Source organism: Neobacillus niacini, assembly GCF_000759675.1.
Lineage (GTDB): Bacteria > Bacillota > Bacilli > Bacillales > Cytobacillaceae > Neobacillus > Neobacillus niacini_A.
The window spans coordinates 130,349-155,837 of sequence record NZ_BAWM01000009.1 but is presented as its reverse complement, the minus strand read 5'-3'; the positions used below and the strand labels follow the sequence as shown (position 1 = coordinate 155,837).

Here is a 25,489-nt window from a genome sequence, read left to right as displayed (position 1 = left end):
TCTTGTTCAAAATCGAACAAGAAATTGCCGTTTTTTTGTCTAGACCATGCTTACATTTCTAAAAACGTAAGTTTTTCAGTGCCCACTTATAAAGAGACTGCATATTAAATGATTATTGGTGAAAGCTTACACGTTACTTTTTATGGTAACAGCGCCAAGCTTTCTTGAATATGAGTAGACCGAATACAATAAAAACAAGGAAACCAATCAATGCAATAAGGATGTTTAAAATACCTCCAAGACTGCCTAGACCAAGTAATGTAAAGAAGCCAGTAATAACATTTAAAGTCGAAAGCAGGAACCATACTACACCTGTTAAAAATCCAAGGAAAAGTCCCAAAATGCCACAGCAAGAATGACAATTACTCATAGCGATTCACCTCCTGACTATGGTAGTTCAAAATTATACTATGCGGACAAAGGGGAGCTTGTATTACAAATACAATAAAAGAGGCAAAAAATAGGCGAGTAAAGAACGGTGACAGGCACCGCCCGTGGACACTGTCCACCTCAGGCGGACAGTTTGATTTTTGAGAAAGAGCAGTCGGCATCTGCTCTTTCTTTTGTTGAATGATTCATAAACGAGTTGTAAAATTACAATCAATCACACAGATTGAGGTATTTTTATGAAAAGATATAAATTAATTAAAGATTATAGAGATATTCATAAGAAAGGAACCACTTTCTTTGTTATATCTGAATCGGAATTTATTGGTGTAAAAGAGTTCGTTTTACAAACCAAGAATTTAGACGGCAAAATTATTCTTACTGAAAAAGAACTGAAGGATTACTTTAGGCAATTATTTTAATTCATTCAAAGTGGTCATCAAAAATCAAAAAATTCTTACTAAAAATAAATTTTTTCTATGAAATTTTTAAATAATTCAATTAAAATTACCTTAGAATCATAACAAATTCCTTTGTAATACTAATCTAGAAATTTGAAATTTCACGGACAAATACCTCAGGAATGATTTTATTACCAAAGTAGGGGTTATGAAAAATGATACGTTATTATTGGTATAAAGTATACCGAGTAGAAAGAGGGAGAAAAAATGGTAAGTAACTGGACGGAGGATAATCTAATCTCGATTCGAGAGAGGGTTTATATCCACATTAAAGATCTAATTTTAGAAGGGGAATTCAAAGCTGGCGATCGATTAGTGGAAAGGGAACTGGCAGAAAGATTAAACATTAGTCGAACGCCTATTCGTGAAGCTTTATTTCGCTTAGAATCACAAGGGTTTGTTAAAACCGTACCTAGAAAAGGTGTTATTGTCGCCGATATCTCTGAAAAGGAAATTATTGAGGTGTTTACGATTCTTTCATCCCTGGAAGTATTGGCAGCAAAATTGGCTGTCCAAAAGTTAGACGATGAAACAAAAAGTAAATTTATTGCCTGTATTAATAAAGTAAAAGCCTGCTTGCAGGATAAAAGGGAATCTGATTACTCAGACTTACACTTTGAAATGAATCATTTATTATACAGTTCTGCAAAGAATACTAAACTCTATGAAATTCTAAGTGGTTTATCAGATTATATAAAAGCCTTTGCAAAACTGGGATATAAAAAAACGGGAAGAGCAGAACAGTCCATGGAAGAGCATATAAAAATTATGGAAGCCATTGTGAATCAAGAAACAGAAATGGCAGAATTTCTAACAAAAATTCATATTGAAAATTCTAGAAAGGCATACATTGAATCTGTTAAAAAGGGAGAAAAAAAATAAACATGTTAAGGAGAAAGAGCTAACTTTAGCTCTTTCTCCTTAACATTTAAACTCCGATAACGATGGAAGATGTTAAGTTTTTTAAAACCTTTGCGACACTCATCGCTACAATTGGACTAGATTTAGGATTTTGTTTATATGGTTCATTTTGAACAGATATCTCGATTTCCCCAAAACAAATTTCGAGGCATTGGTAAGTCATTAGTACCGAACCATAGCTTTCTACTGTTACAATGAGAGAATGAAAGAATATTACAGTATTAGAAAGGAGATCCACATGAAGATGATTGATGAGTACTTCGAAACAGCGATGGAAGCCTGGAGTATGATGCAAAAGACTTCTGGTGATGAAGGGCCGGAATGGGCAGAAAGATTTGAACGCTACTTTTATGAATTTATCGATGAATTGAAGAAATGGTGGGCAACTCTTCATCCAAAGCCAACGAATATAGATGAGGCGGAGGAGTTACCTGAAATAAAAAAATGGCTGGAGCAAATCCCTGCTCCTGTACAACTAAATTTTCTTACAGAATTAGAGGATATTATGGATGGATTTGATACAGAACGTTTTGATTAAGAAGTAGAGTATGGTGGAGATATGTTGTTGTACTAACGGTTCAGAATACTTCAATAAAAGTGAGCAGATGCATTCAGCAAACTATAAGAAATTAAAACAGAAAGAAAATGGTAAAATAAATTTGAATGATAACTAATTTCTATACACTGGAATTTTGGTCACATTCTTGTTGAATAAAAAATTAAGGAGGAAGAACTATGTCAAAAACAAATCAAAAAATCGTTCCGCATCTATGGTATGACAAGGAGGCAAAAGAAGCAGCCGAGTTTTATGCTTCCATATTCCCAGACTCAAAAATTACGGATGTAACAACAATCCATGACACACCATCAGGCGACTCCGATATAGTCTCTTTTGAGCTTTGGGGGCAGAAGTTCATGGCAATCAGCGCAGGGCCTTATTTCAAGATCAATCCATCGGTGTCCTTCATCGTTAATTTTGACCCATCACGAGTAAAAGACGCGAGTGAAAAAATTAATGAGGTTTGGAACAAATTGTCCGAAGGTGGCACAGCGTTAATGCCACTTGATAAGTATCCGTTCAGTGAGAGGTATGGCTGGATTCAGGATAAATATGGATTGTCCTGGCAGTTAATTCTTACCAATCCAGCAGGTGAAGAGCGACCTGCAATTGTGCCGTCACTTTTGTTTGTCGGAGATAAATGCGGCAACGCAGAAGAGGCGATTCATTTTTATTTATCAGTATTTGAGAACGCAAAGCAGGGACATATCGCCCGCTACCCAAATGGCATGGAACCTGATAAAGAAGGAACCATCATGTTCTCTGATTTCAGCCTAGAAAATCAGTGGTTTGCTGCAATGGATAGCGCGCACGATCATAAATTCAATTTTAACGAGGCAATCTCATTTATGGTGTATTGTGACACGCAAGAAGAGATTGATCACTACTGGGAAAGGCTCTCTGCCGTTCCTGAAGCAGAGCAATGCGGCTGGCTGAAAGATAAGTTTGGCGTATCATGGCAGATTGTGCCAAGTGAGATGGACGAGATGATGAGCAAGGGCACACCGGAGCAACTTGCGCGCCTAACGAAAGCATTTCTTAAAATGAAGAAATTTGATCTTGTGGAATTACAGAAAGCATACAAGGGATAATGAGAATACAGCCTGCGGAAGATTTGAGTTAGTCGAACAAATGACGGAAGAGTTCAGAGAAATGCTTAAATGAAACTAAATTTTCCCTTGATGAATAATAATTTACATAAAAATGTTATTGTACTATCTGGGGCTTTTGTTGAAATTCGATACTGGGACCAAATTGGTCCTTTTTGTTTTGGAAAATAAAATGGTATTTTTATAATAAAGCAAAAAAATAAGCTCAACAAACGGGTCGATTTAGTTTAAAAAGAACAGGACAATCAATATAGTATGTAGAAAATAATAAGATGACATTGTTTAGAGATTTAGAAAAAACAATATATTAAATTAAGGAGTGTTGGTTATAGTTCATGCAAAAGATGTTTTATCGGATCAGTTGTTGGCAAATGCGAATGACCCTAGTTGGTACCTACCATTTTCAGATTCAGTAGAAAGATTGTCTGAGAAACAAGCATTTTGGAAACCAAACGAAGAGAGTAATAGTATTGCTGAAATTGTGCAGCATCTACTTTATTGGAATCAAACATGGCAAACAAGGTACCAAAAATCTCATGTTGATGCTGTGCCTTCCATAGGAAATAATAATAAAAGCTTTATTATTCCTGAAAATGATACATTTGCTGACTTAAAAAAACAACTATTAGAGGTGCTTTTAGGTTGGCAAGAGTTATTATCTGAAGAAAAAGTTGAGAGTAAAGTTAATGGTTTTCCTGAACACGTGAAATGGTGGGCAATACTCGGAAATGTGTCAACTCATAACGCATATCATATTGGTCAGATCATTTATATCCGGAAGTTGCAAAATAGCTGGAAAATAGATGCATGAGAATATGAATAAATAAAAGTTAGACTAGTACATGCTTAAACTAAGGGGTGCGATGCTTTTAAGAAAGCATCGCCTTTTTTGGACTCATTAACGAAGCAGATTGTGAAGTATTGTACTTAAAGTAAAGGTGGGCAAGAGCTTAAGATGGGGATCGCTGCGGCGATCCTTTTTGGTTATTGAACTCTGACGGAAGGGATAGTTTAATAAGCTACAGTTTATATTTAATAAATACACAAAAATCATACTGACTCAGTATGTAAAAGGCAGGCACCATTAACTGTAGCAATGTTGCCTTTGTTGTTTTAATCGAAAAATAAATTATACTAAAACCTCTCATTAGGAATACTAGGAACTTAAAGGAGGTTATATAAAAAGTGCAAGACCTAGATATACACCATATTTTCGAACTTGGACTTATATTAGTCATGATTGCAGCTGGTATTACGGCCATCGCAAAAAAGTTAAAGCAACCTTACCCAATTGCATTAGTAATTGTTGGGACTATAATTGGTCTTGTAAACATTCCAGCTTTAGAGTCATTAAAGGATTTTATTACAGAAGGTGAAGTTTTCAACTTTGTTATTATTACGCTGTTCTTGCCAGCATTATTAGGTGAAGCGGCTTTAAAGCTACCCTATTCCCATTTAAAAGAGAATAAAGAGCCCATTCTAGCCCTTGCTTTTGGAGCAACTCTTTTATCTTTTCTCATTGTCGGTTTTTCTACGATTTGGCTTTTAGATTTTTCGATTCCTACAGCGTTTGTTTTTGCTGCTTTAATGAGTGCCACTGACCCTGTGAGCGTTATTTCAATTTTTAAAAGCGTCGGGGTAAACAAAAGGCTGGCAATTGTTATTGAAGGAGAAAGTTTATTTAATGATGGACTTGCGGTCGTCCTATTTAAAATTTCCGCCTTTTATTTACTTACTTACATTGATCTTGGAGTTGTGGGTGCAGGATATGGATTATGGGAATTTATTAAGGTAATCTCACTTGGGCTCATCATTGGTGGTGTACTTGGCTATAGTTTCTCTAAATTAACCAGTTATTTTGACGATTACCCGTTAGAGATTATCTTTAGTATTATTCTATTTTACGGTTCATTCATATTGTCTGAAGTGGTACATGCTTCAGGTGTCATTGCCGTTGTTGTGGCTGCCCTGATTTTTGGAAATTACGGAGCTCGAATTGGAATGAGCCCGACGACTAAGTTAAATATTAATAATTTTTGGGAAGTTACTGCACTGCTAGCCAACTCAATTGTCTTTCTAATGGTGGGCTTGGAAATAACTAGGATTACCTTAACAGATAAATGGGGCTATATTTTTCTTGCCATTTTAATCGTGCTTATTGCAAGAAGCATATCAGTATATACAAGTTTATTATTCACCAAAAATTTCCCAACTAGCTGGAAGCACGTTATTAATTGGGGAGGTTTGAAAGGATCATTATCGATTGCTCTCGTTTTAAGTCTCCCTCGTGATTTTACAGGACGAGAGGAAATCTTAATTATAGCGTTTAGTGTGGTATTGTTCTCATTAGTATTTCAAGGACTTTCTATAAAGCCGTTATTAGCCATCTTAGGAATTAATAAAAAAGAAGAAGGGTTTAAGGAATATGAAGAACTTATTGCACGGGGACATAGATTAGAAACAGCTTTAAAAGAAATACACACAGTTAGTAGAAATTTGTTCATTACCGAAACAGTAGCAAAAGATGTAATCAACCAATACGAACAAGATCTATCAGTATTACAGAATAAAATAGAGAAACTTTTTGAGAAGTATCCCAGTCTAAAAGAAAAACAACAATCCATCTTACAAAAACATGCATTATACGCACAACATGAAGCTATTGAAAAATTAAACAAAGAAGATATTATCTCTAATGAAGTAGCTGAGCACGAACACAACCAAATTACGGACAAAATAGTAAATTTAGAAGAGTTACATTAATAATTATATGTTTTTTTAATGAATTCATAAACATTGACCAAAGGGTGAACCATAAAAATAAAGCGTTTCAATGTATTTTTATGCGGGATATTTTATTTCAAAAAATAACAATTGCATTAAATTATAGATAGTTAAGGGAGAGTCAATATTGTGGACTTGTTTAAAAGAAAAGGGAACTTAGTTAGCTTGCATCCAGCCCAAATACTTGTTATCGGTTTCGGCAGTCTAATTCTATTGGGTACTTTTCTTTTTATGTTACCAATAGCTACATATGAAAAGGGACGTGGACTTAGCTTCGTTGATGCGTTATTTGAAGCAACTTCAGCAGTCTGTGTTACAGGTTTGGCAGTAGTTGATACAGGAACAACCTTTACGTTATTTGGTGAAATTGTTCTTCTCTGTTTGATTCAAATTGGCGGCTGGGGATTTATGACCACGGGTATTTTTATGTTTATTATCTTAGGTAAAAAGATTGGACTAAAGGAACGCTTATTACTGCAAGATTCATTAAATGTATTTTCTCTTTCAGGGGTAGTCAACCTTGTGAAACGGATCATCCTCATTACTATTATGGTTGAACTAATTGGAGCTACAACGTTGGCCATTCGTTGGTCATTTGAAATGCCGTTGGGGAAAGCCATTTACTATGGGATATTCCACTCTATTTCTGCCTTTAATAATGCTGGGTTTAGTCTTGAACCTGACAATCTTAGTAAATGGGTAGGTGATCCTACTGTAAATTTAATGGTTACTCTCCTTTTTATCACTGGGGGTATTGGTTTTACTGTAATTCTCGATCTCTTTCATAAAAGATCCATTCGAAAATTATCCCTTCATTCTAAAATTGCACTGCTTATTTCACTAATACTTATCATAGTAGGACCTTTAATCATTTTGATTTCAGAATATAATAATCCTGCTACTATAGGAAGTTTAAAGTTTGGAGATAAGTTATGGGCATCCTACTTTCAAGGTGTTGTAACACGGACTGCGGGATTTAATACGATCGATATTGGAGCCATGAACCTAGCTTCCCTTGTTTTCATGATGGCATTGATGTTTATTGGTGCCTCTTCAGGATCTACTGGTGGAGGTATTAAGGTAACAACCTTTGCCATTATTCTTTTTGCTTTTTGGGCAGTGGTAACAAATCGGAATGAAGTGAATATTTTTAAACGAAGAATTTCGTGGGAATTGGTAAATAAATCATTATCGATTGTTGTAGCAGGAATGTTTTTTATCTTTCTAATATTCTTTTTATTAACCCTTACTGAGAGTGCTGATATGAGCAAACTTTTATTTGAAACTATTTCCGCCTTTGGTACAGTAGGTTTGTCTGCAAATTTCACACCCGAACTTTCGCCTTTCGGAAGAGTCTTGATTACCATCATGATGTTTATTGGAAGGCTTGGACCTTTAACTATGGCTTTTGCACTTTTAAATACTCGAAGAGAAGCCAAAGTAAGATATGCTGAAGAAAAAATATTAATCGGCTAGTGGAATTATTTAGATGGTAAATTTTTTCCGTAGGAGTGAACAATATAATATGACAAAACAAAGTTACGCTGTTATTGGATTAGGGCGATTCGGAACAAGTATAGCGGCTAAATTATATGAAGCAGGACAAGAAGTGATGGGGATTGATATTAATAATGAACGTGTTGATGAGGGTAAAGTATCGGTTACTCACGCAGTAGTACTTGATTCTACTGAAGAAGAATCTCTAAAATCAGTTGGTATTCGTAATTTTGATTATGTTATTGTTGCGATCGGTAATGATATGCAAGCTAGTATCTTAACTGTCATGCTTTTGAAGGAGTTAGGGGTTAAAGAAGTAATTGCCAAAGCCCTAAATAAACGTCATGGTCAGGTGTTAGAAAAAGTAGGAGCTGATTGGGTAATATATCCAGAAAGAGATATGGGGGAACGTGTTGCGCATCAGCTTCTCTCACCGAATGTGTTGAACTATATAGAACTGTCAAAAGAATACAATATTGAAGAAATAATAATTCCTCTAAGTATGGAGAGAAAAAGTTTGCGGGAGCTTGATTTACGAGCAAAATATAATGTAAATGCCATTGCAATAGTCCGTAATGAAAGTTTGATTATTTCTCCTTCTCCCGATCAGACTGTTCAAAATGGTGATAAGTTAGTAATGATTGGGCATCGGGAAGATTTGAATGATTTTGCACAGATAAAATAATTTAATGAATCAATTGACATAAAAGTCGTGTCAATAAGAAATTTGAATTTTAAAAAAAGAGATTGGATTAGATTAAAGATTGTGTCCCAGTTTGCAGAATGTGTTAGGAAAGGAGCTTCTTACGATTTTGCGGATATTACAATATTCTCCATAATCAATCAAGCTTATTGATTAAGTCTTTCTTTCTTTATCGGAGAAAGTGATTATTACTACTGTACCTTTTCATTTGAAAAAATAAAACAGAAGCCCACTTTATTAACATCCTTTGGATGAATAAAGTAGGCTTTTTTTATTGAACTATTCGGTGATTACAACAGCAAGGTCATCCTGTTGAATAACAAATTCTTGTGGAGGATTAACATGAGTTTTCTCTCCTCTTTTGATTCCAACCAACAATTTATTTTTTTTGAAAAAAAGATTACATGCCTCATAAAATTGTTTTCCCACTAGCCCATCAACAGGTTCACAGGCTAAGAGGTGGTGGTTATCAGAATTACGGATTAAATTCAATATGGAAGCCATCGTTGAATGAGATTCTAGACTGTTAACCATTAGGGAGCTTGTTAGGATATTGGATTGGATAATCTCATCTGCTCCTGCTCTCCGTGCATTTTCCACTTGTTCAGAGGTAAGAATTTCTGCGATGCAACGTATAGTTGGGTGAGTTCCTTTTATCGCTAACAAGGTAATGATCGTATTCATGTCAGCATACAACTCGTTCTTATTTTGATCAGCAGTTATCACTACACATTGTGCTTCATGAATGTTTGCTTTTAATAAAATGTCATCTAGATTTGCACGGCCCTTAATAAAATGTACATTTTTGTCTTCCGTTGGCATAGTTTCCAATGTTTCATCAATTAGAACTACTTTCTTTGATGGATTCTTTTTAGACATGGAAGAAATCAGTTCTCTAGATCGTTCATTCCATCCGATTATTATCATGTGTTGATTCCCCTTAAAAATGAGTTTCCCTTCAATATAGGCTGCTTGCATTGTTACAGCTACTGTAGCCAAGCTGACAAAATAAGAAGAGACAATAGCAATCCCTACTATCATAAGTATAATTCCTGTTATTCTTCCTGCAAATGTTTCTGGAGCGTAGTCCCCATATCCAATAGTAGCAGCTGTAACAACTGCCCACCAAATTCCTTCAAAAACAGTTGGGAAATTATTTGGTTCTATTAAATGAATGATGTATCCAAAGATTATCATAATGAATGAAGCTAACAAAAAAATTCTTACAACAACGGGTAGTCGTAAAAACTTAGCCAACCAATGCTGGATCATCTTTTCCCACCTCAAAAAAATTCATTCAATCCTCATTATTGCCGAATTTAAGTTTATTCATAATAGATAGGTTGAGATTCATGTCCAACAGTAAATGATACAAAAAATCCGACGACAATAGAATATAAGAAGATAAAGCAGTGGAGGTCAAACAAATCCACTGCTTTTACTATTTTAATTAAAGAAGTTGTTAATTGTGAGAGGATTGTTCAAAATAGAATATGTGGGTTTTCTTAAAACGAGAGGGGTTAATGAAATGATAAAAGTAGTGGCAAAAGGTAAATTGAAACCAGGTGTAAAGGTAGAAGAATATTTAGTTCATGCTAGAGAATTAGTTTCAGAAACCAGAAAAGAAGAAGGATGTATCACCTACGCGCTTCATCAAGATATCAATGATCCATCTATCATCACTATGCTAGAAGAATGGGTGGATGAAGAGGCTTTGAATCAACACAATAAAACTGAACATGTCAAAAGAATTGTTCCAGGACTTAGGTATCTACGAGAAAGTACCGAAATTAACATTTATAGAGAAGTAGAATGATTCAACAGGTGCCAGAACCAACTGGGTAATGGGTGAAATGGTAAAGAATTATTATCTTTAATCAGGTTGGGGGTATTGTAGTGGGTCATAACAATATAGTAATAATAAAATATATCCCTAAGTATGCGGAACAAACAGTTGAAATGTGGCGAAATAGCAAAGAGCAGGCACTTGGTCAGAAAGAAATTCACAGCTTTGAAAACCACGTTAATTTCTTAAATTATATCTTACAAGATCAATTTCAAGTATATTTAGCGTTAGTGGATGAAGTAGTAGTTGGAATGATTGCCTATAATGAAAATGAAATAAGCCAGCTATATATTCATTTAGATTTTCAAGGAATTGGTATAGGTCAATCATTACTAGAAGAAGCTAAAGAACATTCAACCGGGAGATTAACACTACATACATTTGAAGTGAATAAGAAAGCACAAGGCTTTTATGAAAAGCATGGATTTAATATCATTGGCAGAGGGTATGAAAACGAAGAAAACTTACCTGATATTCTATATGAATGGACATCCAAATAAATAATGGACTAAAAAAAGTAACCATCTCAACTGGAATGGTTACTTTTTTAGACTATTAAACTAATATAAGTCTTAATGCACCTATGAGGGCAAATCCAAGAATAAGTGTTTGAAATGCTTTTTGCGGTATGAGAGGCACCACTTTAATTCCGATAACAGCTCCTACTATTATAGTAGGAATCAACCAAGCATTAAACGTGATGGAATCAATCGTAATTAAACCTAAACTGATATAAAACGGTATTTTAATCAAATTCACGAACATGAAAAACCATGCCCCTGTCCCAACAAACTCTTTTTTCGGCAAGCCTTTCATTAATAAATAGATGGCCATTACGCCGCCTGCAGCATTTCCTATCATCGTTGTAAATCCTGCTAAGATTCCCATGGAGAGGGTAAACCATAAGGACTTAGGCAGAGCCTTCGTAAACTTTTCTCCAAATCTTTCACGAGTGATATGCAAAATAATTAGTGCTAATACGATGACACCAATCAGTGGCTTTAACTGATCACTGTTTATTTGATTTAGAACAAAATAACCGATAACGATTCCGATCAATACCCAAGGAATTAATGAAATGAGATATTTCCAAACCACACTTCGACGATAAAAAATGACGGCAAATAGGTCACCGACTACCAACATTGGCAAAAGAATTCCTATAGATTCTTTTGCTGGAAATACATACATAAGAATCGTGGCAACAAGAATACCCATGCTGGATACTCCGGTTTTTGTAAAACCAATAAGTACAGTACTTAAAATAACGACAATCCATTCGATGTAGGTTAATTCAAAAATGATAACTCACCTCAGTTTTTTTAAATTCTCTTTATTATTTTAAAGCAGAAAAGGATTATTTTCTATATTTAGTTTTTTAGGAGATTTACATCCGCCAAAGATGATGGTAGTTCATTTCCACTCGCAAATGGTAAAATTAAGAAAAGAATCATATAGAAAGCACTTGAGAGGTAGGAAATACAATGGTAAAAGAATTTCCAGTCATTGAAACAAATAGATTAATTTTAAGAGAAGTAACAACTGAGGATGCGGAACATATGTTTACCTATCTATCTGATAAAGATGTTCTCAAACATATGGGGTTAGAGCCTTTCCATACAGTGAAAGACGTATATGATGAAATTGGCTGGTATCAATCCATATATGATGAAGGTACAGGAATTAGATGGGGAATAACACTTAAAGATTCGGGCAATGTGATTGGAAGTTGTGGTTTTCTGAATATGAAATCCAAACAATATCGCGCTGAAGTTGGATTTGAATTGAGTAAGGATTACTGGGGAAAAGGGATTGCTAATGAAGCATTGGAAGCTGTTGTAAAGGTTGGTTTTCAGAATTTTCAGCTTGAAAGAATCGAGGCTTTAATTGAACCTGGAAATGTTCCTTCACAAAAACTAGTAGAGCGACAAGGCTTTATTAGAGAGGGCTTGCTGAGACATTATGAATTTACATGCGGGAAATTCGATGATTTATATATTTACTCCATTCTTAAAGATGAAGTAATGAATTAGAGTGAAAGTACCGTGTTAATAAAACCAACTGTAGTAACTCAAAACGAAGAAACAATAACTCTATTTCCATTATTCTGTAAATTATATATAATATAATTGAACGAACATTCGCTCATAATTGTTTAGTCAGTGTATTCAAGGAGGAATTATGAAAAAATCGAGTATTATTTTCTTTGAAAGAAAATTTCCAAGTGCAAACATGATCCTTATTAAAGATCAACTCTCGATCCTTATTGATACTGGTTTTGGGAGTGAGGCGAAAGATACAGAGCAATTAATTAAAGAAGAAGGCGTTTCACCAGATGAATTACACCTTATTGTGAACACGCACTATCATAGTGACCATGTAGGAGGCAATTTTCATTTTCAAAAAAATTATGGTGTTACGATTGCTGCTCATAAATGGGAAGCCGATTTAATTAATTCTTGTGACCTTGAAGCTTGTAGTGCAGAATGGTTAGATCAGCCTGTAGAACCGTATCGAGTCGATATAAAGCTCTCAGATAATGATGAGATTAACACAGGAAATAGAACCTTGAAGGTCTTGCACACACCGGGACATACATTAGGGCATATTTCTTTATATGAAGCTGAAGAAGAGGTATTAATTTGTGGGGATCTCTTTCACAAAAATGATATCGGATGGTTAAATATCTTTCGAGAGGGTGTTTCATCTATCCAACGATCGATAGAAAGTTTGGATCGTTTGTCACTGCTCCGGATCGGGCAGGCATATTCAGGACATGGACCTCAAATGGAGAATCCTCAGGCTGCCATTGATGCAGCAAGGGAACGGTTTGAAAAGTGGCTCAAAATGCCAGAAAAAATTTCATGGCATGCATGCAAGAGGATTTTCTCATTCACATTAATCATTAAAAACGGATTGACTAAAGAAGAAATCGATATCTACCTCCTAAAGTGCGGATGGTTCCAAGATTTTGCACGCTACTCTTTCCAGTTCCAGCCAGAAGAATTTATTCAAATCCTGCTCGATGAAATGATTCGTTCCGGAGCAGCAATTTGGCATAATAATTATTTAATCGCAACGACCCCATACCAAGCACCACAAAAGAAATGGATAGATAAGAATATTAAACCAAGAGATTGGAAACCTCAAGATCTTCTCACATAAGCAAAAAGGTAGGATGAGAGTTTTATATCATTCTGCAATAATATACTATAAGCTATTTAATTTTAAGATGTAAAATTACATGAGATACCTGAAAGGAGTTATCCTCATGAATATTACATCATTTTTAATTTACTGTATTATAGTTACATTTACACCAGGACCTACCAATATCGTCATATTATCAACAGTTCATAATTTTGGTGCGAAAAAGGCAATGGAATATACGTATGGAGCAACGATTGCTTTTGGTTTATTACTTGTTATTTCAGCTATGTTGAATTCTATGCTTATAGAGATAATACCAAAAATTTTAATTGTTATGCAGATAATCGGTAGTGTTTATATGTTCTATCTTGCTTATCAAATTTACAAAATGGATACATCAAATCCAACTATAAACCAATCTGGTACGTTTACGTCAGGATTCCTTATGCAGTTTTTAAATCCAAAGGTAGTGCTATTTACAATGACTGTAATTCCTAGCTTTATTATGCCGCACTATACCGCAATGCCTGCGGTGGCTATAAGTGTTTTAGCTATAACTCTAATTGGATTTTTGGCATTTATTACATGGGTTCTTTTGAAGAAAGAATATTAAGTCTTGCTAGTGCAATTTTAAGTGAAAAAGATGAGGCTTTGTGTAATGAATTACTCTTATCCCTCACAGATAGCCTAATTCAAACAAATCTTTCTACAGATTATAAGAAAGATAACGGTCTAATTAGAAAAGTAAAGGATATGATTCATACCAACTTAGAAAATGTACTTAAACTTGACGAGATATGTAACGAGCTTAATTTATCGAAATTTCAGTTTATCAGATTATTCAAAGCGCATACTGGAATTTCACCATACCAATACTTTCTTAACTGCAAGATAGAACGTGCAAAGCAGTTAATAGAAAAAAATGGTGATATTTATTCAGCTGTAGCTGAATGTGGTTTTGTTGATTTAACCCATTTAAATAAACAATTTAAAAGCGTATATGGAACAACAGCATTTGAATATATGTCACATTTAAATTAAGGTGAGTTTTTATTCTAATAATTAATTCGATTTAAATAATGGGAGGAGAATAAAATTGTCTTTAAAAGTAGGCGATATTATTACATTTGAACGGACTTTCATTGGAGAAGATGTTGAATTGTTTATTAAGGTTTCAGGTGATGAAGGCTCTCATCATGTAAATCCTGATGAGCAGGGAAGACTTGTCATTCAGGGGTTGTTGACGGCTACATTACCAACCAAAGTTGGCGGAGATAACAATGTACTGGCTCGTTCTATGAATTTTGAGTTTTTGAGACCGGTTTTTACATGAGATACAATAATTTGTGAAGTAACGATCGAGAAGTATGAAAAGGAAGAGAATAATAGAATATCAATTTTGGCATCCTTCCTATGCTCAAACCAGAATGAGAAACAAGTATTGAGAGGAAACTTTGCGGGAGTAATATTATAAACTTATATTTCTTATTAAGCTAAAAGTGCCGTTTCTTCAATAAAGAAGGATCGCATTTTCTTATTCAAGTAACGCTTAGGTTAGTAGGAGATGCGTTAATATTAATAAAATTAAAACAATAGATTGAGAATGAATTGAGGAGATGTTCTAATCTAATGGGTTTATTTAGATTTGTTTTCGTTTGTGTGAGTTTTATCATTATTGCGTTTATTTCAGTTTTAATAGTAGATATTACTTTTTCTGTTTGGGGACTCTCATTAAATTCGTTCACAGAGTATTCATTACAATTTCTCATTATATACTTTGGTGTGAGTAGGTTCGGTGTGAAAAAAGGTTTCAAAAATAAAAATAATGATTTTCCTAAATAAAAATCCCCTGTTAAATATAGATTCTTCTTCAAATAAAGGGGGCATTACTGAAACAACGATAATGCTTCTTCAAGTAACGGGTCTGTTTAGTTTAAGTAATTGTTAACACATAAATATATTTATGTTAACATTTAAGTGGGAATTATTTACTTTTTGGGGGCTTATAAAATGAAAAATAAAACTCAAACAATTATTACACTTTTATGTAGTTTACTTATTTTTGCTTTTGGAATGTTTAGGATATTTACTGAATCTCTATCTTCGACACCATTATTTGTAGCATATATTTTTGCCATTACTGGGTTAATTGGAGTTGTTACAAATGGTATATTACTTGGAAAGTAACAAGCTAATTAAACAATCGTGTATTGCGGTTCATTTTAGGAATCGCTTTTTTTCTTGTTCACTAACGGGTGCGATTCTACAGCTTATCACAAATCATCCATTCTCAGACAATTCAAGTCTCCATCTCTTTAATAAAAGGGAAGTAGTAAAAATTATTTACCATAAATCGTAATTGTGAATTTTTAGCTTTTTTGTTGATAATAAACAATACTTGCATTATACTTAATTTAAGTTAAATATTTAACGCTCTGAAATGTTAATTAATTTTTATTTTTTAGATAAGAAAAGTTTTAAATAGAAGATAGGGGATGTTGGTGATGGCAAAGGCAGCAGAACTTGAAGGATATCAAGGTAATGAGGGAATACTTTTCACGTATCATAAAGAGTCAGGGTATATCGGATTTGTCTGGGCGATGGTGGCTGTTATGGTGTTAGAAACAGCGGGAGTATCGTATCTTTTATATAAATGGAGTCCGATCCTCCACTGGATTCATTTGATTCTATCAATCTCGGTCATTGTATTCCTAATCGTAGATTTAAGAGCAGTCATCAGGAATCCTATCATAATAAAAAATAACGAACTTTCTTTAAAAATCGGCATTAGGTCAAGGGTGACAATACCTACAGAGAATATTAAAGAGTTAAAGAGTGGAAGCCTCTATCAGGAAGATAGGAAGAATAAAGAAGTTTTCGATTTATCGTTATTCAGCTTTGATGATCCAATCTTTGAATTAGTGTTAGACCAGCCAATTGAATTTAAAGCTTTATTCGGTCAGAAACGGGGTATTACCAGGATCTTCTTCAGCGTGGATAATAAGGCGGCATTTTATAATATTATTAATGCGTACTTAAAACTGTAATCTATGAAAGTTGTAGCCTCAAGAAATCCTTGTGCTATTACTTTTTTTATTGTTCCAGTTTACAGCTACAAGGTGCATAGCTTATTATTTAAAAAATTAAAGGGGAGGTTACGATATATGGGGTTTAAATGAATAGAACTTAGTCGCCTAACAACCAAATAAAAAACCTTGATCCATTTGATCTAAGGTAAGTGGTGAAAAAAATAGATTTGGTTGGTAAATAAAAAGGTGAATCAAAGATGGTGTTAGTAAATATGTCTGATACCAGATAAACGGATTGTTAATGACTTTTGCTTTTCATCTTTTAGTGAAAGTATTTGTTCAATTAGATTTAGTCTGTAAACACGCCCTTTAATCGTTTGTAGGGCCCTATTTGTATAATAATCAATTGTAATTAATTTATCCTCAGTTAGTTTTTTCAAATACATAAATATCCTCCTCTAATAAGTAATGTTTAACACAATCACATTATATATAATGTTTTTTAAGATTTTATTAATAAGATGTTAAAGATATATGAAGTTAGATTATCTTAGTTGTAAAAGGATATCTTAAAACGAACATTTGCTGAAAGAGAATCCATTATCATTCTCTGTGGTGCAGTACTGATTTTGTGCTAGCGGGTGAGTTAGTTTAATAAGTTTTTAGGTCGATTCCCCAACTTAGAAATCGGTTTTTTTTGATTTCGCTAAATAAACAGTGTCATAACTTAAGTAATAAGGACAATTAAAAGATTCGGTTACTAAACTAAATGAAATTCGACTTCATTTTGGACAGATCAAAAAGATCTAGTCAAATAAAGACATGGAATGATAATCATTCCATGTCTTTGATTTAAAGTTTAAAACCTTCTAAAGCAACGTCTTCGTCGATTTCCAAACATTAAATCATCCCAGTTCCGACAAAATCTACGACGGCTGGTGCACCGACGACGGCTAGTGAAGCGACGACGGCTAGTGAAGCGACGACGGCTGGTGCACCGACGACGGCTAGTGAAGCGGACACGGCTAGTGAAGCGGCGACGGCTAGTGAAGCGACGACGGCTAGTGCGACGACGATTATCAGATGTATTGCGTCTATTTGTATTTCTGCTTCTAGAACGGCAGCTTGATGGACTCTGGAACATGAAGTCACTTAAACCCATTGATTTAGCACTGTCTACAGCTCTTTGTATATCATTATTGAAAAAATCCGACATACTCTTGACCTCCATTTCATAGTTAGTTAAACGAAACATATATATTAAATACGTTTCTTTTCCCTAATAAACTATGTGGCTTGTACATGATTGGTAATAGACAATCGCCTCCGAACCAAAAAAAAAAACCAGACAACCCCTTTTTGCATATGAGTATAGGAAAAAGAAAGGGGAAGGATACCTGTGGATCATGCTAAGAAACTACCTGAATATAAGTTTTTTATTCATCCTTTGGATTTTTCCGAGCTACGCAGGGATATTTGGGTTGATGATCCAATTACTGCAAAGCTAACCGTAAATAAAAAAAGTTATAACATCGATCTAGCTTACCGTGGCTCTCATATTCGTGGTTTTAGTAAAAAGTCGTATCATATAGCTTTTCACAAACCCATTACTTTTCGAAACGCAAAAGAATGGCATTTAAATGCAGAATATAAGGATCCATCATTCATAAGAAATAAATTATCTTTAGACTTTTTTAAGGAAATTGGATGTTTATCCCCGAAATCCCAGTTTGTTTTCCTAATGATAAATGGGAAAAATGAGGGACTTTATCTAGAATTAGAATCTGTTGATGAGTATTTTTTAGAGAATCAAAAACTGCCAAAAGGATCAATATTTTATGCTGTGGATGGTGACGCTAACTTCTCGTTAATGAGTGAACTTGATCAAGATATAAAGAAATCACTTGAGTTTGGATATGAGAGAAAATGTGGGACAGCTCAGGATGAAAATGCTTTACATGAATTAATCATAAAAATCAATACGATCCCAAGAGTAGACTTTGAAAAGGAGATTGTAAAATATATTAACGTTGAAAAGTATCTTTGCTGGCTCGCAGGTGTTATTTTCACGCAGAATTACGATGGATTCGTTCATAACTATGCGTTATATCGGAACGGAGAAACGGGACTTTTTGAAGTCATTCCCTGGGATTATGACGCTACATGGGGAAGGGATATAAATGGAGAAGTCATGGAAGAATACTATGTGAGAATTGAAGGCTATAACACATTGACGGCACGGATTCTTGATGTGAAAACATTTCGAAACCAATACAAAAAACGATTAGAAGATATCTTAAGTAACCAGTTTACTTTAGAATGTATGAAACCTAAAATCCAGGAAACTTTTGAGCTCATAAGGCCCTATGTTCTAAAAGACCCATATGTAAAGGAACAGATTCACCTATTTGATAAAGAACCGGATTTTATATGCCAATATATTGAAGCAAGGGCAAAGTATATAAGAAACCAATTATATAAATTAGATTAATTATACAATAGGCGACACCCCACAACAGAGTGAAAGAAGAAAAAACAAGCCTATTTTTGCGCTTCATGGATGGCTAAGGGGGCAGGTATATACAGCATAAGCTCAATAATTTCTCAAAAAACTTGTAGAATGCACCTTTAAACTTTGTTTTCATGTAGTCATTGAAAGCGTTCGGCGTGAGACCTTACGGTAGAAAATCATACTGTATATAAGCACCCTTTAGTTTAAGTACACAATCTATTCTTTTTAAATTATGGCTTTGTTAAGTAGTATTGTTGTTTTTCAGGTATAAAATATGGGAACGTCCGATTTTGACGTTCCCATTCTTATTCCATTAAAGCCCCCTATAATGGAATAACTGTAAAGCTAATGAAGCTTTTTTAAAAGCTGCGTTTCCCTGCCCAAGCTCCTTGCATTTTACTAAGGAATACAATTTGCCCAATATGATATGCGTCGTGCATTGCTAAACTCTTCAGTTCAAGCACTAATGAATTATCTTCTCCTGGAATCTGTCTATACAAATCTTCATGTTCTGATTTTGCTAGTATTTTTCCAAGTTCACGATGAACATAAAAGTATTCTTGTTTTGTTTCCTTCCAATTTTCTAACGTCTCAGTTGGTAATCGAAATGTAGATTCATTATTTTCTGCCTGTGGTTCATTCGCTGTTTCACCAAGAAATCGCATCAGAAATCTCTTTTCATAGAAAAGTAAATGACAAACTAATTCCCAAATGGAATTCATTGCTTCATCAGCTGGTTTCCAAATTGCCTGTTCAAAAGTGATATCCTCTAGCACTTTTTCAAGTGGTGGAAACCAGTCTTCTTCATCTAAGCAGCTTGCCCATTGCTGTAACAAAAGTGTTTTTACATCCATTTTCTATTCCCTCCAATTTAATCCCTTTACTAGATAATCCCTTTGGTCAAAATTCATTTGCGTCGTGTTGTAGATAGCTCATTAATTAAGGTATCATGCCAATTCCTTGTTCAATTAAACTGGCCCTTTAACGGAATAATGAACGTTTCGTTATTTGGAAAATTCTGATAACCTTAGTTTATCATACGTTGTGTTAACTGAGAAAGAACAACTGTCTAAAACCATCTAAGAGACGTTCTTTTCAAGAACGTCTCTTTTGTGTCCGAAAATGTCACACTGGCCTGTTTTACTTTGGTTATTCTTGAAGTGATTCTATTTGATTTAATCGCGCTAGGATTCTACGTTTTCGGTATAACATTTTTCCTGCCTCGGCAACATCCCCGATGGAGGAGCGATTAATAAACGCACCAAAAATCATTCCAGCAATCGGGATCATTTGAAATAGCTTTTTCCAACCAAATGAATCTCGATAAGTAGTAACCACTTCACGCCATCCTTGCAACTGAGAAATCATTTGATTGTTCAGATTGCCTTGATTGAACGAAGAAAGATCCTCTAAAATCGCTTTTTTTCCGACTATATCGGATGATGTAAATTGCAGACACTTAACAATAAAAATTCTTTCAGATTTTTCATTAGGGTCGTACCCATAGCATATAGAAATCTCTTGTAATACTTTAAGGGATAATCCTAATAGAACAGGAATATCAACCGCTAGCGTAAACAGCCCGCCGATCCCTGTTGTTGCCCCTTGTACAGTCGCTATTTTTGTTCTAGAATTTTTTATTTCCTCAGCAACCTCATCCATTTTGCTAATAGGAACCTGTTCAAGGAAGTCCAGGCGAATCTCATCTTCTGATGAATCCTGGGGCGCAAACTTCTTTAGAATATTTTCTTCTTTGATTAAATATTGGCCTCCATTCTGGATGTAGTTCCCTAATTCATCGATTGCCAAGCCGATTTTATCTTGAATAAATTTTGGTGTTAGCTTATCAAGCAGCATGAATGGCAAACGGCCAATCTTTTCCCAAAACCATAAATCCTTCTGTCCCTTTTCCCAGGCTTCAATCTTTTTCAATTCTTCTTTCAAATAATCTGTTGATTCTATATTTATCAAAACATTTCACTCCATCTTCATTATTTAAAAATAGGTTGTATGTGTATACGGTAAAACATCCAACAAGTTTCAACATTAAGTTATGTAAAATAATAACTAACACCTAATTAATTTAAAATAGTTAGATTGGAACAATTCCATACCAACAAATAAATACAGTATCCGAATTGTATTGTTGCAAAAGAACAAGAATTAGAAGAACTATATCAATATCTTAAAGGATTTATTAGATAAATTTATTAAGACATTCATAGGAGAATAAACAGGTAGAACCTTCAATTTGGAGGTTCTATTTTTTCTGTGTTTTAGTTGAAGCATTATTAGCAGAAACAAGGTTTGTTTTAGGATGGAATATTTGAAGCAAAAGTAAAATATTAATATAAAAAAGAAAGTAGTGGTACATGTAGGTCCCTGTATGCTTCTAGAAGGGAGCAAATTCTTTGAATCGAAATAGGAATAGAAATGTACAATTAACCATTTTTTTGCTTTTTTGCTTACTGATAATTCTTATCGTTCATGCGGTTCTTCATATTAAAATTTACATTGTATACAGTACGGGACTTGGTCCTATTTTCGTAATCGGATTGATCATTTTCCTAATTGTACTGCTATATTTCAAAGGGTGAAAGAAATCGTATTCTAGTAACAATAAATATATTGTATTAACCCCTTCCAAATGGTAAAATATAACTCCATTGTGAATGATAGCATCTGCAAAATGATTGTAGATGTTTCTTTTTGTGTTTGTTCGACAGTACTATAAATGATATGGAGAGGTGACGGTTTAAGAGAATGAGCTCGAAAAAACAAAAATCAGTTCGTGAGCATAAAGATTATCAATCAGAAATAGAGCGGTTAGAATTTACAAAGGAATATATTAAAAGTGTTTTGGAACAATCGAAGGGAAATAAAGAACAGTTTGTTGAGAATCTGAAAGAAGCCTTTGCTGAGCTTGATACGTCAGATAGTAGTTTAAGCTACATGACGCTTCTGACAAATGCTCAGTATTTAGAGTTGGCCGAGAGTGAATTAGAAAGATTAGCAAGCGTTATCGGCAAACCGTACTTTTCGAGAATTAATTTTACAAGTAGCGGTGATATCAATGAAGAGATCCTATACATTGGGAAAGCCTCACTGTTTGACCGTGTGAATCAAATTCCCATTATTGTCGATTGGCGGTCTCCGATTGCAAATGTTTACTATGATGGTCGGCTAGGTGATGTTACTTATGATGCCTATGGGGAAACCCAGAGTGGTTATTTATCTCTCAAGAGACAGTACGAAATTGAGGACGGATTACTTAAAGAGATTAGAGATATCGATTTAACCACACATGATGAACTACTGCAGAAATCCTTATCAGGTAAAGCAGACAATCGGTTAACCGAAATTGTCGCGACCATCCAAAATGAGCAAAATGACGTGATTCGAGCTTCACTTAAACACCCCATCATCGTTCAAGGAGCTGCTGGAAGTGGAAAAACTACCATTGCGCTCCATCGAATATCCTACTTTCTCTACTCTTCTGGATATCGATTTCCTCCAGAAAAATTAATGATTCTTGCACCAAATAGATTGTTTATCGATTATATTTCCGCGGTCCTGCCTGATCTAGGGGTAAACAAGATTAATCAAACCACCTATATTGATTTCATGAGAAATTGTTTAGGGAAGAAAATAAAATTATTATCTCCTAATTCAAAATTAATGCAGCTGATGAAAGCGGAAGAAAAATCCAAATGGATAAAATGGGTTTCAAGTTACAAAGGATCCCTGGATTTTAAAGAGTTAATCGATAATTATTTAATAGATATTGAACATAAACTAGCACCTTCACAAGATTTTATCATTGAAAAATCGCTTCTGATGAGGGGACAAAAAATTAATCGACTATTTTTAAAGGAATTTCAATACTTACCAATCTATAAAAGACTGGATAAAATAAAAAATTTATTGGCCAATGATTTAAGAATAAAAAAATCCATCATCCTAACCAAAATTAACACTAAATATGACGACGCTTTAGACAAGGCCCTTTATAGCAGCCGGTTGGAATCAGATAAAAGAAAGGAAAAAGTAGTATCCATCATGGATATGAAAGCGAAAAGAATTCAAACTGTGGAGCAAGAGGCAAAGGTAGCGATCAAAAATTATATGGAACCGTTTGTAAGGAAAGATATTTTTAGATTATATAAGGAACTGATGACCTCTCCTGAACTTTTACAAAAGTATTCAGGTACTCTTTCAGAGAAAGAATGCAAGAAGTTAAGTAGATACAGTCAAAAGATTTTTGATATAAAGGCGCTAGAGCTTGAGGATTTAGCTCCACTATTTTATATGAAAGCGAAACTAGAAGGTATTGATGAACCTTATAAAATGAAGAGTGTCTTCATTGATGAAGCTCAGGACTACAGCTATTTCCAATTTGCCGCATTAAAAGTAGGCTTTGAAACAGACTTGTTTACGATTGTTGGTGATTTAGCTCAAGGGATTCATTCTTATCGTGGATTAAACAGTTGGGAGCCATTAGTTACCGAGATTTTCCCGAATTCGAATTATCATGCTTTACAAAAGAGCTATCGAACGACGGTCGAGATTATGGAGTTAGCTAATGACATTCTTTCGATTATGGGTAAGGACTTGCCAATCGTAGAACCAGTCATTCGTCATGGTGACAAACCACGTTTTACGAAAATTGACCCTAGCAATTTGCAGCAGGTAAGAGAGATCCTTGAACACGATATTCATTTACTCAAAGAGGAAGAACTTAATTCGATTGCTATCATTGGAAGAACCGACAACGAGTGCTTACGAATACATAAAATGCTAGAAAATACTAATCTTCCAATTCAGTTGTTAGAAGAAAAACAAGATATGAAAAAGGGAAGCGTTGTGATCTTGCCTTCACACCTTTCAAAAGGGTTGGAATTTGATGCAGTACTAATACTTACCTTGGAAGAAGCTTACTCGGAAGAAGAACTAGATATAAAATTGCTGTACGTGGCCATGACGAGACCTATGCATAGGTTGTATTTATATGGGAGTTCGCAATCAGTCTTATTATTAAATAGAGCAAGTTCAATCCATTTTGAAACGAAGTAAACAAAAAAAGTGGAACCATTCCATTATAAGGAAGGTGCCTTGTATAGATTTACAACCTGTAAAGTTTTCTAAACATAATTGTTAAGAATGCTTTACAGGTTTTTTGTTTGTGTAAGGGAAAAGGTTGATAGGGTAGGAGTATTGAAGTTGGCGCGAAACTTGCACTTATAAAAGTATGAGGTGATGTGATGAAATTTGGTGAGATTTCCATTGGGCAAAGGTTTGAAACAGCGTCATACAAGGTCAGCAGGGAAGAAATTATTATATTTGCTGCCCAATTTGACCCACAATACATGCATATTGATGAAGAAAAAGCGAAACAGAGCAGATTCAAAGGAATTATCGCATCAGGGCTGCATACCTTAAGTCTTTCCTTTAAATTATGGGTTGAAACAGGGATATTTGGGGATGATGTGATCGCTGGAACAGGGGTCGATAATCTTAAGTTTACCAAACCAGTGTTTCCTGAGGATGTCCTATATGTCACCACTGAAGTAATAAAAAAGGAAGAAAGAAAAGGGTCTGGTGAAGTTACTTTATTACTTACAACTTTTAACAATAATGGTGAACAGGTATTAAAGGCTGAACTTTCTGCACTTGTATCAAAATAATAAATTGAAGGGTGAGGGTATCAGTGGCATATCAAACAATTATTCATGAAAGAAGAAATCAAACGGCTTGGATTTATTTGAATCGACCAGCAGAAATGAATTCAATCTCCAAAACCTTGTTGACAGAACTCGTAGACGTTCTTCAGGAGGTTGAAAAAGATGATTCAGTTCGTGTTGTTGTATTATCTGGAAAAGGGAAAGCGTTTTGTGCTGGAGCCGATTTAAAAGAGCTGCTTGGAGATTTAGAGAAAAAGCCGGATGGACAAAAGGGCTTATTAGACTTAGCAGGAGGATTATATCCTCAATTAAACAATTTATCCAAACCATTAATAGCTGCTTTAAATGGGATTACGGCGGCCGGTGGCTTGGAAGTGGCGATGACGGCTGACATCGTGATTGCATCTGAAAAAGCAAAGATTGCCGATGCTCACTCAAATTTTGGGGTAATACCTGGTGGTGGCGGAGCAGTAAGGCTGCCAAGGAAAATAGGAATGAATCGAGCGAAATATTTGTTATTTACCGGAGAGTTTATTCCGGCTCAGCAAATGAAGGAATATGGATTAGTTAATGAAGTGGTTCCAGCCGAAGAACTGGAAAGAGTAGTTCAGGAAATAGCGGATAAAATTTCTGCAAAGAGCCCGCTTGTATTAAGAGAAATAAAAAGGCTGGCAAATGATGGACAAGAACAACCGCTAGAAATTGCATTAAGACAAGAATTATTGGCACTTAAAAATCATACCCAGTCACATGATTTTCAAGAAGGACTAGCAGCATTTGCAGAAAAAAGGACACCAAATTTTAAGGGATATTAATCAATAGAGTGAGGCTGAGCTATTTTCTGCTCAAC

General features: G+C 34.7%; 26 protein-coding genes and 3 pseudogenes. 21 read left to right on the top strand and 8 right to left on the bottom strand.

Features of this window, described 5'->3' with window-relative positions:
* Window positions 1-133: 133 nt before the first annotated feature.
* Window positions 134-370: a hypothetical protein gene (locus TR08_RS04920; protein ID WP_045516208.1), complete on the bottom strand. Its 237-nt coding sequence runs from the start codon at window positions 368-370 to the stop codon at window positions 134-136.
* A 256-nt stretch (window positions 371-626) separates the two neighbouring features.
* Here TR08_RS04920 and TR08_RS04915 point away from each other — a divergent pair, with 256 nt between their 5' ends.
* The 8 genes from TR08_RS04915 (at window position 627) to TR08_RS04880 (ending at window position 8,403) form a co-directional block, all read left to right on the top strand.
* Window positions 627-809 (top strand): hypothetical protein, encoded by a 183-nt coding sequence (locus tag TR08_RS04915; RefSeq protein ID WP_045516206.1) that lies wholly within the window; start codon window positions 627-629, stop codon window positions 807-809.
* A gap of 246 nt (window positions 810-1,055) precedes the next feature.
* Entirely contained in the window at window positions 1,056-1,730 is a 675-nt protein-coding gene (locus tag TR08_RS04910) for a GntR family transcriptional regulator (RefSeq protein ID WP_045516204.1), read from the top strand.
* 277 nt (window positions 1,731-2,007) lie between these two features.
* Window positions 2,008-2,307 carry a hypothetical protein gene (locus tag TR08_RS04905; protein WP_045516202.1) on the top strand — a complete coding sequence of 100 codons (300 nt, stop codon included), beginning with the start codon at window positions 2,008-2,010 and terminating at the stop codon, window positions 2,305-2,307.
* Between the two features lie 197 nt (window positions 2,308-2,504).
* On the top strand, window positions 2,505-3,419 hold the full coding sequence (locus tag TR08_RS04900) for a VOC family protein (RefSeq protein ID WP_045516200.1): 915 nt from the start codon (window positions 2,505-2,507) through the stop codon (window positions 3,417-3,419).
* Window positions 3,420-3,765: 346 nt separating this feature from the next.
* A complete protein-coding gene (locus TR08_RS04895; RefSeq protein WP_045516239.1) occupies window positions 3,766-4,248 on the top strand; it encodes a DinB family protein in 483 nt (160 codons plus the stop codon).
* A 374-nt stretch (window positions 4,249-4,622) separates the two neighbouring features.
* Window positions 4,623-6,200 carry a cation:proton antiporter gene (locus TR08_RS04890; RefSeq protein ID WP_045516199.1) on the top strand — a complete coding sequence of 526 codons (1,578 nt, stop codon included), beginning with the start codon at window positions 4,623-4,625 and terminating at the stop codon, window positions 6,198-6,200.
* Between the two features lie 147 nt (window positions 6,201-6,347).
* Window positions 6,348-7,697: a TrkH family potassium uptake protein gene (locus tag TR08_RS04885; RefSeq protein ID WP_045516197.1), complete on the top strand. Its 1,350-nt coding sequence runs from the start codon at window positions 6,348-6,350 to the stop codon at window positions 7,695-7,697.
* A gap of 49 nt (window positions 7,698-7,746) precedes the next feature.
* A complete protein-coding gene (locus TR08_RS04880; protein WP_045516196.1) occupies window positions 7,747-8,403 on the top strand; it encodes a potassium channel family protein in 657 nt (218 codons plus the stop codon).
* A gap of 297 nt (window positions 8,404-8,700) precedes the next feature.
* Here TR08_RS04880 and TR08_RS04875 read toward each other — a convergent pair whose 3' ends face one another.
* Window positions 8,701-9,693, bottom strand: coding sequence for a potassium channel family protein (locus tag TR08_RS04875; protein ID WP_045516194.1), 993 nt, complete (start codon window positions 9,691-9,693; stop codon window positions 8,701-8,703).
* Between the two features lie 256 nt (window positions 9,694-9,949).
* On the opposite strand from TR08_RS04875, the gene TR08_RS04870 reads away from it, so the two are divergent.
* Window positions 9,950-10,237, top strand: coding sequence for a putative quinol monooxygenase (locus tag TR08_RS04870; RefSeq protein WP_045516192.1), 288 nt, complete (start codon window positions 9,950-9,952; stop codon window positions 10,235-10,237).
* Window positions 10,238-10,380: 143 nt separating this feature from the next.
* On the top strand, window positions 10,381-10,767 hold the full coding sequence (locus tag TR08_RS04865) for a GNAT family N-acetyltransferase (protein WP_081954351.1): 387 nt from the start codon (window positions 10,381-10,383) through the stop codon (window positions 10,765-10,767).
* Between the two features lie 55 nt (window positions 10,768-10,822).
* Here TR08_RS04865 and TR08_RS04860 read toward each other — a convergent pair whose 3' ends face one another.
* Window positions 10,823-11,533, bottom strand: a complete 711-nt coding sequence (locus TR08_RS04860) for a sulfite exporter TauE/SafE family protein (protein ID WP_370576274.1) — start codon at window positions 11,531-11,533, stop codon at window positions 10,823-10,825.
* Between the two features lie 218 nt (window positions 11,534-11,751).
* On the opposite strand from TR08_RS04860, the gene TR08_RS04855 reads away from it, so the two are divergent.
* The 7 genes and pseudogenes from TR08_RS04855 (at window position 11,752) to TR08_RS04825 (ending at window position 16,464) form a co-directional block, all read left to right on the top strand.
* Window positions 11,752-12,300 (top strand): GNAT family N-acetyltransferase, encoded by a 549-nt coding sequence (locus TR08_RS04855; protein WP_045516188.1) that lies wholly within the window; start codon window positions 11,752-11,754, stop codon window positions 12,298-12,300.
* Between the two features lie 148 nt (window positions 12,301-12,448).
* A complete protein-coding gene (locus TR08_RS30760) occupies window positions 12,449-13,432 on the top strand; it encodes an MBL fold metallo-hydrolase (RefSeq protein WP_081954349.1) in 984 nt (327 codons plus the stop codon).
* Between the two features lie 106 nt (window positions 13,433-13,538).
* Complete coding sequence (locus TR08_RS04845; RefSeq protein ID WP_081954348.1) at window positions 13,539-14,030, top strand: LysE family translocator; 492 nt, start codon at window positions 13,539-13,541, stop codon at window positions 14,028-14,030.
* Window positions 14,015-14,458 (top strand): annotated as a pseudogene (locus TR08_RS04840) (helix-turn-helix domain-containing protein); the annotation flags it as partial. The gene TR08_RS04845 and the pseudogene TR08_RS04840, both read left to right, overlap by 16 nt.
* 55 nt (window positions 14,459-14,513) lie before the next feature.
* Window positions 14,514-14,891 (top strand): annotated as a pseudogene (locus TR08_RS04835) (enoyl-CoA hydratase).
* A 536-nt stretch (window positions 14,892-15,427) separates the two neighbouring features.
* Window positions 15,428-15,604, top strand: a complete 177-nt coding sequence (locus tag TR08_RS32380; RefSeq protein WP_193747675.1) for a hypothetical protein — start codon at window positions 15,428-15,430, stop codon at window positions 15,602-15,604.
* A gap of 317 nt (window positions 15,605-15,921) precedes the next feature.
* Window positions 15,922-16,464, top strand: a complete 543-nt coding sequence (locus TR08_RS04825; RefSeq protein ID WP_045516185.1) for a hypothetical protein — start codon at window positions 15,922-15,924, stop codon at window positions 16,462-16,464.
* A gap of 245 nt (window positions 16,465-16,709) precedes the next feature.
* On the opposite strand, the gene TR08_RS04820 is transcribed toward TR08_RS04825, so the two are convergent.
* The 3 genes and pseudogenes from TR08_RS04820 to TR08_RS33840 form a co-directional block, all read right to left on the bottom strand.
* A complete protein-coding gene (locus tag TR08_RS04820; protein ID WP_045516184.1) occupies window positions 16,710-16,892 on the bottom strand; it encodes a YolD-like family protein in 183 nt (60 codons plus the stop codon).
* Window positions 16,893-17,346: 454 nt separating this feature from the next.
* Window positions 17,347-17,598, bottom strand: coding sequence for a hypothetical protein (locus tag TR08_RS04815; protein WP_045516182.1), 252 nt, complete (start codon window positions 17,596-17,598; stop codon window positions 17,347-17,349).
* Window positions 17,599-17,608: 10 nt separating this feature from the next.
* Window positions 17,609-17,662: pseudogene (locus TR08_RS33840) on the bottom strand (hypothetical protein); the annotation flags it as partial.
* A gap of 183 nt (window positions 17,663-17,845) precedes the next feature.
* On the opposite strand from TR08_RS33840, the gene TR08_RS04810 reads away from it, so the two are divergent.
* The gene (locus TR08_RS04810; RefSeq protein ID WP_045516181.1) at window positions 17,846-18,937 is read left to right on the top strand and encodes a CotH kinase family protein; all 1,092 of its coding nucleotides are present in this window, start codon (window positions 17,846-17,848) and stop codon (window positions 18,935-18,937) included.
* 380 nt (window positions 18,938-19,317) lie between these two features.
* On the opposite strand, the gene TR08_RS04805 is transcribed toward TR08_RS04810, so the two are convergent.
* Window positions 19,318-19,812, bottom strand: coding sequence for a DinB family protein (locus tag TR08_RS04805; RefSeq protein WP_045516180.1), 495 nt, complete (start codon window positions 19,810-19,812; stop codon window positions 19,318-19,320).
* A gap of 295 nt (window positions 19,813-20,107) precedes the next feature.
* Window positions 20,108-20,929, bottom strand: coding sequence for an EcsC family protein (locus TR08_RS04800; protein WP_045516179.1), 822 nt, complete (start codon window positions 20,927-20,929; stop codon window positions 20,108-20,110).
* Between the two features lie 792 nt (window positions 20,930-21,721).
* On the opposite strand from TR08_RS04800, the gene helD reads away from it, so the two are divergent.
* The 3 genes from helD to TR08_RS04785 all read left to right on the top strand — a co-directional run bounded on the left by helD (window position 21,722) and on the right by TR08_RS04785 (window position 25,454).
* The gene (helD, locus tag TR08_RS04795; protein ID WP_045516178.1) at window positions 21,722-24,031 is read left to right on the top strand and encodes an RNA polymerase recycling motor HelD; all 2,310 of its coding nucleotides are present in this window, start codon (window positions 21,722-21,724) and stop codon (window positions 24,029-24,031) included.
* 188 nt (window positions 24,032-24,219) lie between these two features.
* Window positions 24,220-24,642, top strand: a complete 423-nt coding sequence (locus TR08_RS04790; protein WP_045516177.1) for a MaoC family dehydratase — start codon at window positions 24,220-24,222, stop codon at window positions 24,640-24,642.
* 23 nt (window positions 24,643-24,665) lie between these two features.
* Window positions 24,666-25,454: an enoyl-CoA hydratase/isomerase family protein gene (locus TR08_RS04785; RefSeq protein ID WP_045516175.1), complete on the top strand. Its 789-nt coding sequence runs from the start codon at window positions 24,666-24,668 to the stop codon at window positions 25,452-25,454.
* Window positions 25,455-25,489 lie beyond the last annotated feature (35 nt).

Coding starts and splice junctions, on each gene's coding strand:
- TR08_RS04920 (WP_045516208.1), bottom strand. CDS start 370: ATGAGTAATTGTCATTCTTGCTGTGGCATTTTGGGACTTTTCCTTGGA.
- TR08_RS04915 (WP_045516206.1), top strand. CDS start 627: ATGAAAAGATATAAATTAATTAAAGATTATAGAGATATTCATAAGAAA.
- TR08_RS04910 (WP_045516204.1), top strand. CDS start 1,056: ATGGTAAGTAACTGGACGGAGGATAATCTAATCTCGATTCGAGAGAGG.
- TR08_RS04905 (WP_045516202.1), top strand. CDS start 2,008: ATGAAGATGATTGATGAGTACTTCGAAACAGCGATGGAAGCCTGGAGT.
- TR08_RS04900 (WP_045516200.1), top strand. CDS start 2,505: ATGTCAAAAACAAATCAAAAAATCGTTCCGCATCTATGGTATGACAAG.
- TR08_RS04880 (WP_045516196.1), top strand. CDS start 7,747: ATGACAAAACAAAGTTACGCTGTTATTGGATTAGGGCGATTCGGAACA.
- TR08_RS04875 (WP_045516194.1), bottom strand. CDS start 9,693: ATGATCCAGCATTGGTTGGCTAAGTTTTTACGACTACCCGTTGTTGTA.
- TR08_RS04870 (WP_045516192.1), top strand. CDS start 9,950: ATGATAAAAGTAGTGGCAAAAGGTAAATTGAAACCAGGTGTAAAGGTA.
- TR08_RS04865 (WP_081954351.1), top strand. CDS start 10,381: ATGTGGCGAAATAGCAAAGAGCAGGCACTTGGTCAGAAAGAAATTCAC.
- TR08_RS04855 (WP_045516188.1), top strand. CDS start 11,752: ATGGTAAAAGAATTTCCAGTCATTGAAACAAATAGATTAATTTTAAGA.
- TR08_RS30760 (WP_081954349.1), top strand. CDS start 12,449: ATGAAAAAATCGAGTATTATTTTCTTTGAAAGAAAATTTCCAAGTGCA.
- TR08_RS04845 (WP_081954348.1), top strand. CDS start 13,539: ATGAATATTACATCATTTTTAATTTACTGTATTATAGTTACATTTACA.
- TR08_RS32380 (WP_193747675.1), top strand. CDS start 15,428: ATGAAAAATAAAACTCAAACAATTATTACACTTTTATGTAGTTTACTT.
- TR08_RS04825 (WP_045516185.1), top strand. CDS start 15,922: ATGGCAAAGGCAGCAGAACTTGAAGGATATCAAGGTAATGAGGGAATA.
- TR08_RS04820 (WP_045516184.1), bottom strand. CDS start 16,892: ATGTATTTGAAAAAACTAACTGAGGATAAATTAATTACAATTGATTAT.
- TR08_RS04805 (WP_045516180.1), bottom strand. CDS start 19,812: ATGGATGTAAAAACACTTTTGTTACAGCAATGGGCAAGCTGCTTAGAT.
- helD (WP_045516178.1), top strand. CDS start 21,722: ATGAGCTCGAAAAAACAAAAATCAGTTCGTGAGCATAAAGATTATCAA.
- TR08_RS04790 (WP_045516177.1), top strand. CDS start 24,220: ATGAAATTTGGTGAGATTTCCATTGGGCAAAGGTTTGAAACAGCGTCA.